The organism is Maribacter sp., assembly GCA_020629415.1.
Classification (GTDB): Bacteria; Bacteroidota; Bacteroidia; order Flavobacteriales; family Flavobacteriaceae; genus Maribacter; species Maribacter huludaoensis.
Genome location: JAHDDL010000051.1, coordinates 9262 through 23142 on the forward strand (window position 1 = coordinate 9262; position 13881 = coordinate 23142).

Genomic DNA, 13881 nt, shown 5'->3' on the forward strand with positions numbered 1-13881 from the left:
ATCAAATTAATGGCATTTAAATAAGTAACGGTCTTAATAAATCTATAATTTCTTCTGTATTCTTTTTAACACCCTAAACGGGAAGGTTTTTTGACTTTAAACAATAAAGAAGTATCGTAATACTATATACGTCAATAGTTCAACTTATCTGGTCAATAGAACCTCAAAACTGGTTTTATCTTGTGTTCAAATTAAATTAAAACGCAATGAAAATAGAAGATAAAGTAATAATTATAACAGGAGCATCTAGCGGTATTGGTAGAGCTACAGCAATGAAGTTAGCAGATAATGGAGCAAAAGTAGTTTTAATGGCACGTAGTGAAGATGAATTGAACGATTTAAAATCAGACATCACTAAAAAAGGTGGAGAAGCTCTTGTAGTTACAGGAGATGTAACTAAGAAAGAAGATTTTGAAAAGGTGGTTTCCAAGACCAAAAGAGAATATGGTAAAATTACCGGGTTGGTCAACAATGCCGGTTTAATGCCGTTATCGTTCGTTGAAAAATTAAAAACAGACGAATGGGATAAAATGGTAGATGTCAACATAAAAGGTGTATTAAATGGTGTTGCGGCAGTGCTACCGGCATTGAAAGAAAATAAAGGCGGTAACATTATAAATATATCGTCTATGGCCGCCAACAGGTATTTTCCTGGTGGAGCGGTGTATTGTGCAACGAAATCTGCAGTAAAAATGTTTTCAGAAGGTTTACGCCAAGAATTGGCACCAAAATATGGTATCAACATTACCTCTATAGAACCTGGTGCCGTGGCTACAAATTTGACCAGCACAATCACCGATGAGGATATCAAAGATAAGATGAAGGAAATGCAAAAAATGGAAACGCTTGAGGCGGAGGATATTGCAAATTCCATTTATTACGTGTTAACTCAGCCAGCTAGAGTAAATATCAACGATGTTTATTTGGTGCCAAGTGAGCAACAGTAAACATTCCTTGGGATAATCCCCAAAACTATGTTTTGAAAACAAATTAGTATTTCAGCGTAAGCGATGGAGTATTAAAATCTCGATTATCGAGTAACTTAAAAAACAAATTATGTCAACGACAACAAAACAAGATACATTTAAAACTATAAATCCCACAACGGGAAAAGAAATAGCATCTTATACCTATATGACCGATGCAGAAGTTGAAGAGACCATTCAACGATCACACAAGGCATTTCAGAAATGGAAAATGAAGAGCGTTGAAGAACGTGGTGATGTCATAAAGGCAATTGGAAAGGAACTTCAAAATTACAAGAAAGAACTAGCGGAGTTAATGACCGATGAAATGGGAAAATTGCTTAAACAAAGCAACCATGAGGTAGACCTGTGTACTTCTATTTGCGAATATTCGGCAAAACACGCACCAGAATTTTTAAAGAATGAAGAGCGTGAGCTATCAAATGGAGGAAAAGGAATTATCACCTATTCCCCTATGGGAATAATATACGGTATACAGCCTTGGAATTACCCTAGTTATCAAGTTTTGCGATATACTATTGTAAACCTAATGGCAGGTAACAGTATTTTACTGAAACATGCATCTAATGTTACAGGTACCGCCAAATTATTAAAGACCATTTTTGATACGGCAGGTTTGCCGGCAGACTTGTTCAATGTTCTTATAATTGAACACGATCAGTCTAATGCCATAATAGAACATGATTTGGTTAGAGGCGTTACCCTTACGGGAAGCCCTGTGGCTGGAGAAAAAATTGGGGAAAAAGCAGGTGCAAATCTAAAGAAAACGGTATTGGAACTAGGTAGCAATGATGCGTATTTAGTATTAGACGACGCCGATATAGATGTAGCAGTAGAAAAAAGTGTTATGGGACGTATTTATAATAACGGGGAAACCTGTATTGCGGCTAAACGATTTATAGCTACTGAGAAGGTATATAATGAATTTAAGGAAAAATTCGTAAAAGCCATGGATGCCTTAAAAGTAGGAAATCCAAAGAATGAGGATACCGAGTTAGGACCAATGGCACGTGAAGATCTAAGAGAGAAAATCCACGAACAGGTACAAGAAAGTGTAGAGAAAGGAGCCAATGTGTTATGTGGAGGAAAAATACCTGACGGTGAAGGTTACTTCTACCCTGCAACGGTACTAGCCAATGTTACTCCTGGGCAACCAGCGTATGATGATGAGTTGTTCGGACCTGTGGCCTCATTAATTAAAGCGAAGGATAATGAAGATGCTATGCGTATAGCTAATGACAGTAGATTTGGCTTAGGTGGTGGTATATTTTCAAAAGATATTAAGAAGGCGACAGAACTTGCTGAAAAACATTTTGACACCGGTATGGTATTTATAAATTCTTTTGGTCTGGCAGAACCAAATATGCCATTTGGAGGAGTAAAGGATTCTGGTTATGGTAGAGAACATGGCGGTTTTGGAATGAAGGAATTTGTAAATGTGAAATCTATTATGATTTCTGAGTAACTAAATTAGAAAGGCACCATTTAGGTGCTTTTTTAATGAAATGTCAAATTCAAAATATAAAGCAATGTTAAAAAATGAATGTTCATTCTTTTTTTTGATAACTTTGAACAGTTAAAAAATAGCTTATGAATAAGTCGATTAATTTAAAACAACGTCCCGTAGGAACCCCTACACTTTCCGATTTTGAATTTAAAGAATTGGAAGATGAACTAACTATCTCTGATGGTGAGCTTTTATTAGAGGCGAAATATATATCCGTTGACCCTTACTTACGTGGTAGAATGAGCGATGCAAAATCATATGTTCCTCCATTTAAAGTTGGAGAACCTATAAGTTCCGGTATTGTAGCAGAAGTGTTGGAATCTAAAAATGGTAATTTCCAAAAAGGAGATTTTGTTTCAGGTCTATTACAATGGAAAGAAAAGCAAATTTCTACAGGCGAAGGCTTGCAGAAAATAGATAAAAGCAAAACACCATTAAGTGCCTTTTTAGGTATCGTCGGTATGACCGGATTGACCGCCTATTTAGGACTTCATGAAATTGGGAAGCCTAAAAAAGGTGAAACCTTGGTAGTTTCTGGCGCTGCAGGTGCAGTAGGTAGTGTGGTAGGCCAGATTGGTAAAATTCTTGGTTTAAATGTCATCGGTATCGCTGGTACAGACGAAAAAATTGATATGCTGAAATCAGAATTCGGTTTTGACCACGGTATCAATTACAAAACAACCAAAGATATGAAAGCTGCTATTAAAGAAGCGGCACCAAACGGAGTGGATGTCTACTTTGATAATGTAGGCGGACCAATATCTGATGCGGTATTATTCAATATAAATCAGTTTGCTCGTATTATTAACTGTGGAGCTATTTCAGTTTATAATAAAACCGAACTACCCATGGCTGTTGCTGTACAGCCTTTCTTGGTGAAGAATAGTGCATTAATGCAAGGATTTATTGTTTCTAACTACGCTGATAAATTTCCACAGGCAATGAAACAATTGTCTACATGGTTGGGCGAAGAAAAACTGACCTATAAAGAAACAATAGTAGAAGGTTTTGATAATACACCACAAGCATTCTTGGATATGATGGATGGTAAGAACAAAGGTAAAATGATAGTAAAAGTCTAATAATAAGACTTCAAAATAATTGCGTAACTAAAAAGAAGATAAAATGAAAATATTATTTGTATTAACGTCTCATGATGAATTAGGAGACACAGGAAAGAAAACAGGATTTTGGGTTGAAGAGTTTGCAGCTCCATATTATGCTCTTTTAGATAAAGGAGCAGAAATTACGGTAGCAACACCAAAAGGAGGTCAAGCACCAATTGACCCTAGTAGTGATACTGAAGATGCACAAACAAAAGATACCAAACGCTTTAAAGAGGATAAAGAAGCGCAAGAGATAATTGCCAACACAAAAGTATTGGCAGATGTAAATGCCAATGATTTTGATGCCGTTTTCTATCCTGGTGGTCACGGACCGTTATGGGATTTGGCAAACGACCTTACTTCTGTAAAATTGATTGAAACATTCAATGAACAAGAAAAGCCAATTGCATTTGTATGTCATGCACCTGCTGCTTTAAAAAGAGTTTCAGGTACAGATGGTAATCCTTTGGTAAAAGGTAAAAAAGTAACAGGATTTACTAATAGTGAAGAGGAAGCTGTACAGCTAACTGAGATTGTACCATTTTTGGTAGAGGATATGCTACAAGAAAATGGCGGAATTTACTCTAAGAAAGAGGATTGGGCAGCATATGCGGTACAAGATGGTAATTTAATTACGGGTCAAAACCCTGCTTCATCAGAATTGGTAGCTGAAAAATTATTGGCTGCCTTGAAATAGTCAATAAATTAGTTGATATTAAAAAGCCCGTAAACATTAGTTTACGGGCTTTTTGTCAATAAATAATCAAACAATTACAATCAACTTTCTTCTAGCAAGGCATTTACATCAGTAATCAATTGTGCTATTGAAGCACGGTTGAGTCCGTTGTAGATACCCCTTATGTGTTTATTTTTATCTATGAGTAAGAAGTTTTCTGTATGTAAAAAGTCATTGATGTCCTTTGGTATACCTAAATCGTTCTCCACAAAATATTCGTTTCTACCTAAGTTGTAAATTTCAGTTTTGTCACCAGTAACCAAGTGCCATTTTGAATCTATAACTCCGTTTTTTTCCGCATACGTTTTAAGCACAGCTACAGAATCTATGGATGGTGTTACGGAATGGGAAAGGATGGCAACTTCAGGGTTATCTAGAAAAGCCTCTTGTACTTTGGTCATATTGTTCGTCATCTTCAAACAAATGCCGGGGCATGTAGTAAAAAAGAAGTCGGTAATATATACTTGATTTTCAAATGACTTCTGTGTCAATGTATCACCTAATTGATCAACCAGTTCAAAGTCGGGTATTTTATGAAATTGTTTCTCTTCTTCAGAGTTTGGTGTCAACCAATGTGGTGTAAAAGATTCGTCATTATAATAAGGCAAATACGCTACCCGGCTAGTTTCAGTTACCTGAATATGCTCTTTTTTTACTGTTTGTTTACAGGAAATCAAAACAAGTATAGCTGCAACGTGAAATAAAGTCTTTTTCATAAAGGTTCATTTTCTGATCTAACTACAACTTCATCTTCTAATTGGTAGCAAGAATTTGCTCTTCTTAGACCAAATATGCGTCCGTTTTTGGCTTCATAGTTTACATATAAGGTTCCGTTTTGTAACCAAGCCTTTTGTAGTCCTTCTTCCCTACCGTTTACCAATTGTCTTTCTCTTGCCAATTGCCCATCAGGATACCATTTTCTCTCCACACCATCCATTTTACCATTTACGTAATTCGCTTCTTGAGCTAACTGCCCGTTCTCCCACCAGGTTTTGTAAGAACCTTCAAGTCGGTTATTTTTATAATGATACTCAACCCTAAGAACTTCATTGACAGACCATCTTTTGGCGACTCCTTCTCTTTTTCCTTTAACAAAACCCACCTTTTCTGCCAATGTGCCGTTCTCATGTAAGGTTAATGCATAACCATCATAAGGTGAGTTTTTGTAATACCAGGTACCTTCTAATTGATTAAGGGTCAACTCTTCCTTGAATTTAGTTACTTGACTGATTTCAACAGGGGTTGCTACCTGAGGCTTTGAACCGGAACTTTGTTTACAACCGGTTTGCAACATCAGTGCAAGGCAAAGGATATGGAAGTGTTTACTATTCATTTTTAGTAGCCTTGATATGGACCTGCAAATGCTAAATAGGAACCTGTAGTAGAATACACTTCATTGATAATGTGATAATGGTATTCTTCTTCACCATCAGTATACTGTGTGGTAGAAGTATGTCCACCAGAAGCATCTAAATCCGTTGGGTAATCACCTGTTGCACTGCATTTACGTCCGTAAAGAAATACGCCGTCCAATAATATACCTACTAGGTTATCGTCGTCATTGGTAAAAGCCTTTGGCTCTAGGTGATAATGATACACACCAGGACCAATATGGGCACCTGTCCAATCTAAACTAGCGGCAGCTTGATCTAAGGCACCCCCACCTTCTTGGTCATTGAATATTGAAGAGCCGCTTACCGCAATACCAACAGTACCTAATTCTGTTTGTACAGTACTACCTGTTAAATCAGGAGTAGCATCTACACGTATGGTATAAGCATTGTTATTACTGGACATGATACTTGGAGTAAGGGCAACATCTGGCTCTTCTTTATATAGGGAATTACCCTCTCCCCAATAAACCGTTTCATGATTTGGAAGTCCGGTAGTCTCTATAACAACTTCGGAACCATCTAAATAAATAGTCACGGCATCTGAATTAAACGCACTATAGGCAGCATGAAGCTCAGTGACTACTTCATCATCTACATCACTATCGTCTGTTGTACTATCATCTATCACTCCATCATCTACACTGTCGCTACTACAGGCAACAAAGGTTATAAATGCTAATGCAAGAGCAAAAGAAATAGAGGGTATTTGTTTGATGTTATTCTTTCTCATAATTGACTTTTTAAATTGATTAATGTTATTAAAACAGTATAAAACTAATGTCTTGATTACTATGGATTTTTAAAAATCAGTGAACCGGTGGAAATTTTAAGTGAGACAGTGTTTTGATCAAGAAATTTTGATGGCTATTTCAATTTGTAAGCCAGTAAATGTTTAAAACAGTAGGCAAAGACAGATGATTTCATATTAATGTGAATTTGTTAAGATCTGTTCAGTTCTTGATTTAGTTTTGTAGCAATAATTTTTGTCTTATTCCTTAAATTTTTGGCAATAGAAAGTTGTCCTTTGGTTTGTAACAACCTGTCAATGACACTATTTTGATATTCTCTGCTTACTAGCAAATCCGGATAATTTGATTGGTTGCCGAAGTTTTTCATACGCTGATAATTATAGCTGTCTTCCGGTAAAATTTCAATTAATGAAATATGCTTTTCAATGATAGGTTTTAGGCGCTCGTTTATAATATTTTCAATCTTGATTTGTTGATTGTTAAAATTGTCAAGTTCATTGGGGTAAGCGGCAATCAGTTTTTTGAGCGAATCACTTTCAATAAATTCAAATTTATTGGTTGCATTAATTGAGTTTATGGCTTCATCCCTAACAATGGTCTTATGGTAATTTAAATTTACGATCATTGACTTGGCATCGGCAGTTAATTCCGCAGGTTCCATACCCAAATAATTTATGGTGTTTTGCAAGGTTTGTATATTCTTGGTATAGTCTGCAATGGCACTATCCAATACACCTAAATTTGTATTCAGTTCTTGGCTTAGACTTTTGTAGATTTTAACTTCTACAATTCTATTTTTTCTGGATTCGTTGATATCATTAATCTTCCATGCAATTAGAAGACCTATGACTATAAGTAAAATTTCGCCTAACGCGTAGATTAAATAGGTCTTGAATTTCTCTAATTTTATCAATCTACTTCTAACCTTTCTGAATAAGACCATTTGTTTATATGCTTATCTTATTGATGATAAATAAAGCTTCATGGCGCACCATGAAGCTTTGGGCTAACTTCAACAAATTTTATTGGCACCGCCAAAGGGTATAATACCCCGAGGCTTGCCTCAAATTTAATAGTGTGATTCCTGTGAATGCCTCATGGGCTTGCCCTAAGGTGTTTTACTGAATCAATTTAAAATAAACTGTGTAGAAATTAATTTCTAGGTCTTCCTTTAGGTTTTGGAGCCTCATCAAATTCCTCCTTAGAAATAAAACCATCTTCATTGGTATCTATTTCAGAAAAGTTATCCTTTAATGGACCTTTTACTTCTTCTTTAGAAAGCTGACCATCCTCATCTGCATCCATTTCTTCTAAAAGTTTGGCATATGTTGGGGGCTCTCTTCTTTCACCTTTGGATTGTGCGTTAACTGCTACTGTACCAAAAGCTACTAATAGGGCAAATAACAATCCTGTTTTTAATGTAATACGTTTCATATATATTTAATTTTATAACTAATATTCGTTAGCAAAGATGTAAGAATCTTTAATGCGGAATGGTCGTTTTAAGTGTTTGCCGTTTACTTTTAAGCGAAAGGTGTTCTATATACAATGAACGTTTAATTAGCAGCGGTTTATAGCACTGTTTTTAAGGTTGGGTTGAAAATTTATTCCTTTTATTTGTACCATGAACAGACATAGGAATATAGTATTTCATGTAGCCTTATGGCTTTTGGTTTGGTCTACCGCATGGATCTTTAGTGGTAGTGATTTTCAGTTCGTACTGGAAAACGGTATGGTACTTATTTTTCAAATAATAGTAATTGCTGTACTGATTTATTTAACGGTGCCATACCTTTTATTAAGAAGAAAGTACATTTTATTTGCAGTAGCATCCATTGCAGTTGTAGTTGGCTTGACCTTAATTTTGACCAATCTAATTCCTTGGTCTGGAGGAATGGTTAACGAACCGAATATGGGTACTTTGCCCGGACCAAGACCCGGACCAAGGTTTGACGGCGGCAGACCTTTGCAAGAATTACGTAGACCACCTTCACGTTTTTTTATTAATCTGCTTTTAATTACAATTGCCTATATCATTGCAACACTTGTAGAAATATTTTTGTTTGCACAACGTAAAGAAGAGGAAATCATCATCAATAAAAATGAAGCGTTACAAACAGAGCTTAAGCTATTAAAATCACAGATCAATCCTCATTTTCTATTTAATGCCTTGAACAATATTTATGCACTATCTGCAATTGATGCCGGTAGAACCCAAAAGAGTATTAGCTATTTATCAGACATGTTGCGTTATGTGCTATATGAATGTGAACAAGAAATTGTACCGTTATACAAGGAGATAGATTATATTGAGAATTACATAAAACTGTTCTCCCTAAAGAGTAGTAAAACCTACCCTATTTCCACTACGTTTTCTATTGAAGATCAAAATGTGCCCATTGTACCCATGTTGCTGATTCCTTTTTTGGAAAACGCCTTAAAACATAGTAATATTGAAAAGATTGAAGGCACATTTATCAACTTGAAAATTACTTCATTTACTGATGGTATTGATTTTGAGCTGGAAAATTCAAAACCAGAGCATGTTGTTGTAAAAGATGATGTTGGCGGTATTGGCATAGAAAATGTAAAAAAGCGTTTGGCTATCTTATATCCTGATCGACATGAATTAGTGATCAATGAAACTTCTAAGGCGTTTAAAGTGAATTTAAAACTCAGATTACATGAATAGTATAAACTGTATAGTTGTAGATGATGAAGAGTTGGCTAGGTCTTTATTAATTACTTATATTGATAAATTACAGTTTTTAAATTTAGTTGGTGAAGCTGAGAATCCATTAGAAGCTTTGGGCATAATGAAGGAAAAACAAGTTGATCTATTGTTTTTGGACATTCAAATGCCAGAAATAAAAGGAACGGACTTTGCCAAAATGCTCGGGTCTAAAACCAAAGTTATTTTTACGACGGCTTATTCTCACTATGCTTTAGAAGGATACGAATTAAATGCTGTAGATTACTTGTTGAAACCAATAACCTTTGAACGCTTTGTTAATGCGGTCAACAAGGTACAATCCAATACCAGTATTGACAAATTGGATACCATAACCATTAAATCTGGGTATGATCTTCATAAAGTGAAGTATGACGATATTCTTTTTGTAGTAAGTGATAGTGAGTATGTAACTTTTCACCTGAAAACTAAAAAAATAATCAGCAATCAGCGTTTAAAGGCATTAGAACAAGAGTTGCCTAGCAGTCTATTTATGAGAGTGCATAGATCGTACATTGTCAATAGAAATTATGTAACCGGATTAAAAGGTAGAGACTTGCAATTATCCGATGTAATTATTCCGGTGAGTGATTCTTATTATGACCATGTAAAACAAGAATTATTTTAGCGCAAAACTCAATTAATTTTCTTTTTGCATCATTTTTTTATAAGTACTTAAGTACTAATCATCTATACCCTTCATTTTGAAATTGTGAATATCTATTGCTTTTTTTAAGGTTGCAAACTATGACTAAGAAGTATATTTAGCACCCCAAAAAAAATATAAGATATGAGTGCAACGTGGTACGAGTGTAAAATAAAATATAGAAAATTAGATGATGCATCTGGAATGTTAAAGGTGAAAACCGAGCCATTTTTGGTAGATGCAATTTCTTATACCGAAGCAGAAAGTAGAATTACGGAAGAAATGTCCGCTTACCTAAGCGATACGGAAGAAATAAAGATTACGAATATAAAGGTTGCCAATTTTGCTGAAATTCATCCCTTTGAAAATTCGGACAGATGGTTCAAATCAAAAGTATCATTAATTGCCTTTGACGAAGAAAGTGGTAAAGAACGCAAGACCAATATGTACCTTTTAGTTCAGGCCAATGACGTAAAAGAAGCATATGACAATACCATTAGTGTTATGAAAGATACTATGGGTGAATATTCTGTTCCTTCCATATCAGAATCACCTATTATGGACGTGTTCCCTTACTTTTCTGGCGAAGAGGATGATATGGAACGTGTTGCAAAATTTAATACGGTAAAAGACTCTGTACCCGTAGATAATACTATGGATGAGGAGTTAGAACTTAGCGATGTGCTATCAAGTGAAGAATAGAAATTTCTATTTAAAATATAAAAAGGAGGACTAATGAAGTCCTCCTTTTTGTTTATAGAAAGTGTATACTGATTACTTCATTATTAGCACATCATTAATAACGTGTACTACCCCATTGGAAGCTTCTACATTACCTAAAACAATTTCTGTTCTATTACCTTTTTCATCCTTTAAGTTGATTTTATCACCCTTTAAGCTTGCGGTCAAATCTTTACCTCCAACGGTTGTAAAGGTATATTTTCCGTTGGCTCCGTTAATAGCCTCCACAAGCTTGTCGCTAGTAATTACACCAGATACAACGTGGTATTGTAATACTTGAGTCAACATTTCTTTGTTCTCTGGTTTACTCAATTCTGCAATCGACATTTTTTTAGGAAGTTTTTCAAATGCATTGTTAGATGGGGCAAATACGGTATAGCTACCAGGTTCTGATAACATTTGGTCTAAATCTGCCGCTTTAAGCGCAGATACCAATGTGCTTAGCTCTTCATTTTTACTGGCAACCGCTGCAATACTTGTTGCCATCATTTCTTTCTTTTTGGCTTCTTCCTGCATTCTTGTTTCTTCAGCTTTCATTTCAGCCTCCTCCATGGCTACTTTTTCTTCCATGGCTTTTTTATCGGCATCTTTTTTCTTTTGCTCGTTACAAGATGCAAATGCCAATACCGCAAATGTCATTAGTGCAAAATTTTTGATATTTCTAGTTTTCATAATTTTTGAATTTATTGGCACCGCCAAAGGGTATCATACCCCGAGGCTTGCCTTGAATTTAAATGTTTGTTTTACTTTGAATACCTCATGGGCTTTCCCTGAGGGGCTTTAATTATTTAGATTAAAAGCTCGGCACATATTGCCCCGAGCATTTTTTTATACCGGAACTTTATCAGAATGTTCTCTTCTATCCCAGTTTCTATGTTTGGCAATACTTTTAATGAACTTATCTGTTGAATCGTTGATATGTATTGCGCCATCTTCTTTAAAGTTAGCTACGAACGTATGATCTAATACATTTTCACCTTCCTTATCTGCTGCAATTGCCTTGCAGTATTTGAAAGTTTCATTAATGAATTTTATATATTTTCCATTTTCAACAATGGTGCTAACGGACTTTTCGCCACCAGGAATGTAAATGGCATCGAAAAGAACACTTTCTGTTGTTGCAATTGCTGCATCTACTTTATGTTCCTTTCCTTTATCACATTTAATGGTGCCACCATGTGGAGCAACAATTTTTAACATAGCACCTTCTTTTTCCAATGCTTCTTTAATTGGAGAATAATCGCTCGTGCTGAAACCGTCAGCGGCTAAAATTGCAATTTGTCTTGTGGCAATGCTATCGAATTTGGTGTGCGCCATGCTAAGGGCTTTAGATTTTTCTAAATAGATTTTCTTTTTTCCTGGTTGGTGCTTTTTCACATCGGCATCAGCACCAATTGCTTGATTTATTGGTTGTTCTATTTCTTTTGGAATATCCATTCCCAGTCCTTCCCCTACCTTGTTGGCAAGATCTGTATCTATTTGTGCTATTAAACATAACATACGTTCTTTAATATGTTCATGGTTACATTTGCCCAATTCAAAAGTATATGCAGCTGCAACGTGTTCTTTTTCCCAATCTGCCAAACTTCTATAAAATAGCGCTGGTTGAGAAAAATGATCGCTAAAGCTTTCGCTACGTGTTCTTATTTTTTTGGCATCTATACGTTCTTCATATGAATGAAATGCTCCCTCTGCCATTTTGGATAAATGAGGACAACCACCACTTAAACTGTTTGGAAAATAAGCTGTTTGTCCTTTCGGAATTTCCATTTGCATGTGGGCATCACGTTGATTGTTATGTGTGTCCGCTACAGGTCTGTTAATGGGAATTTGATGAAAATTTGGGCTGCCTAATCGGGATAATTGTGTGTCTCTATATGAGAATAATCGCCCCTGTAATAATGGATCGTTTGTAAAATCGATTCCCGGTACTATGTGTCCGGGTAAAAATGCTACTTGCTCCGTTTCTGCGAAAAAGTTATCAGGATTTCTGTTCAAGGTCATTTTACCAATAATTTTTACCGGTACCATTTCCTCTGGTATCAACTTAGTGGGGTCTAAAAGGTCAAAGTCATATTTATGTTCATCTGCTTCTGGAATAATTTGTAGACCTAATTCCCATTCAGGATACTGCCCTGCTTCAATGGCATCCCATAAATCCCTTCTATGAAAATCTGGATCGGCACCGTTAATTTTTACGGCTTCTTCCCATGTTACAGAATGCACCCCTAACGTTGGTTTCCAATGAAATTTTACAAAATGCGCCTCCCCTTTGTCATTGATCAATCTAAAGGTGTGAATACCGAACCCTTCCATCATTCGCAAGCTTCTGGGAATAGCTCTATCGCTCATTGCCCAAATATGATTGTGTAAAGTTTCTGTAGTTAGTGAGACAAAATCGTAGAATGTATCATGAGCAGATGCAGCTTGTGGAATCTCTTTATTAGGCTCTGGTTTAACCGAATGTATTAGATCGGGAAACTTCATGGCATCTTGAATAAAGAATATAGGCATGTTGTTTCCAACAAGGTCCCACGTGCCCTCTTGTGTATAGAATTTTACGGCAAACCCTCTTACATCTCTCGCTAAATCAGGTGATCCCTTTGATCCAGCAACTGTAGAAAAACGTACGAATACGGGTGTTTTACGTTTAGTATCCGTAAAAATACCCGCTTTACTATATTCTTCTATACTTTCATATAATTCAAAATAACCATGTGCAGCACTGCCGCGAGCATGTACAATCCGCTCCGGTATACGCTCATGGTCAAAATTTGTAATTTTCTCTCGTAATAGAAAATCTTCTAACAAGGTTGATCCTCTTTCACCTGACTTTAGACTGTTATTGGTGTCGTTGACTTTAAGCCCTTGATTTGTAGTAAGGGGTTACCCGTCATATCTTTTCTGAAATTTTCTAAGTCCTTAATCTTAGAAGTCTCGTTATTATCTTTTTCCATGGTATAGGGTGTTTTGTTAAGAGCGCTAAAATTATTGCTAACCTGTCGCAAACTTTAGCTGTGAAAAATTTAAAATAGGCTCAAATAAAAACATACTATATCACCTAATAATATAGATGTAGTAACAATCAAATTATCAAGTAACACTTTTAAACACTGTTAATTTAAGAGTAGGCAAGCGAAAACATACTCAATTAGAAGGAAGAGAAAAGGGAACGTATTGTGGAGTTTATGATTTTGATAAACTCTATGTAATTTTTTTAATGAGGAATTTGTTTCAACATCTTGAGCAAAACCAAAGTGAGCAAATAAAATGCTAGCTATGATT

Annotated in this window: 13 protein-coding genes and 1 pseudogene; 7 read left to right on the forward strand and 7 right to left on the reverse strand. The window is 35.7% G+C overall.

Annotated elements, in window-relative coordinates; all coding sequences use genetic code 11:
* The first annotated feature begins 206 nt into the window (after nt 1-206).
* From QZ657_RS15480 to QZ657_RS15495, 4 genes are all read left to right on the forward strand, one after another.
* Nucleotides 207-947, forward strand: coding sequence for an SDR family oxidoreductase (locus QZ657_RS15480; protein ID WP_291960823.1), 741 nt, complete (start codon nt 207-209; stop codon nt 945-947).
* A 109-nt stretch (nt 948-1056) separates the two neighbouring features.
* On the forward strand, nt 1057-2451 hold the full coding sequence (locus tag QZ657_RS15485) for an NAD-dependent succinate-semialdehyde dehydrogenase (RefSeq protein WP_291968012.1): 1395 nt from the start codon (nt 1057-1059) through the stop codon (nt 2449-2451).
* Between the two features lie 125 nt (nt 2452-2576).
* Nucleotides 2577-3575: an NADP-dependent oxidoreductase gene (locus QZ657_RS15490; protein WP_291968013.1), complete on the forward strand. Its 999-nt coding sequence runs from the start codon at nt 2577-2579 to the stop codon at nt 3573-3575.
* Nucleotides 3576-3618: 43 nt separating this feature from the next.
* Nucleotides 3619-4296: a type 1 glutamine amidotransferase domain-containing protein gene (locus QZ657_RS15495; protein ID WP_291968014.1), complete on the forward strand. Its 678-nt coding sequence runs from the start codon at nt 3619-3621 to the stop codon at nt 4294-4296.
* 80 nt (nt 4297-4376) lie between these two features.
* On the opposite strand, the gene QZ657_RS15500 is transcribed toward QZ657_RS15495, so the two are convergent.
* From QZ657_RS15500 to QZ657_RS15520, 5 genes are all read right to left on the reverse strand, one after another.
* Complete coding sequence (locus QZ657_RS15500; RefSeq protein ID WP_291968015.1) at nt 4377-5051, reverse strand: SCO family protein; 675 nt, start codon at nt 5049-5051, stop codon at nt 4377-4379.
* Nucleotides 5048-5668, reverse strand: coding sequence for a toxin-antitoxin system YwqK family antitoxin (locus QZ657_RS15505; protein ID WP_291968016.1), 621 nt, complete (start codon nt 5666-5668; stop codon nt 5048-5050). Before QZ657_RS15505 ends, QZ657_RS15500 begins: the two co-directional genes overlap by 4 nt.
* Before the next feature lie 2 nt (nt 5669-5670).
* Entirely contained in the window at nt 5671-6459 is a 789-nt protein-coding gene (locus tag QZ657_RS15510) for a YHYH protein (protein WP_291960813.1), read from the reverse strand.
* A gap of 209 nt (nt 6460-6668) precedes the next feature.
* Nucleotides 6669-7421, reverse strand: coding sequence for a hypothetical protein (locus QZ657_RS15515; RefSeq protein WP_291968017.1), 753 nt, complete (start codon nt 7419-7421; stop codon nt 6669-6671).
* 209 nt (nt 7422-7630) lie between these two features.
* Nucleotides 7631-7912, reverse strand: a complete 282-nt coding sequence (locus tag QZ657_RS15520) for an EF-hand domain-containing protein (RefSeq protein ID WP_058102755.1) — start codon at nt 7910-7912, stop codon at nt 7631-7633.
* 190 nt (nt 7913-8102) lie between these two features.
* On the opposite strand from QZ657_RS15520, the gene QZ657_RS15525 reads away from it, so the two are divergent.
* The 3 genes from QZ657_RS15525 (at nt 8103) to QZ657_RS15535 (ending at nt 10557) form a co-directional block, all read left to right on the forward strand.
* Complete coding sequence (locus QZ657_RS15525; RefSeq protein ID WP_291968018.1) at nt 8103-9170, forward strand: sensor histidine kinase; 1068 nt, start codon at nt 8103-8105, stop codon at nt 9168-9170.
* Entirely contained in the window at nt 9163-9837 is a 675-nt protein-coding gene (locus QZ657_RS15530; protein ID WP_291968019.1) for a LytR/AlgR family response regulator transcription factor, read from the forward strand. Before QZ657_RS15525 ends, QZ657_RS15530 begins: the two co-directional genes overlap by 8 nt.
* Before the next feature lie 162 nt (nt 9838-9999).
* A complete protein-coding gene (locus tag QZ657_RS15535) occupies nt 10000-10557 on the forward strand; it encodes a DUF4494 domain-containing protein (RefSeq protein WP_074673874.1) in 558 nt (185 codons plus the stop codon).
* Nucleotides 10558-10629: 72 nt separating this feature from the next.
* On the opposite strand, the gene QZ657_RS15540 is transcribed toward QZ657_RS15535, so the two are convergent.
* Both QZ657_RS15540 and QZ657_RS15545 read right to left on the reverse strand, forming a co-directional pair.
* On the reverse strand, nt 10630-11268 hold the full coding sequence (locus QZ657_RS15540; protein WP_291968020.1) for a fasciclin domain-containing protein: 639 nt from the start codon (nt 11266-11268) through the stop codon (nt 10630-10632).
* 156 nt (nt 11269-11424) lie between these two features.
* A pseudogene (locus QZ657_RS15545) lies at nt 11425-13553 on the reverse strand (catalase).
* Between the last annotated feature and the right edge of the window lie 328 nt (nt 13554-13881).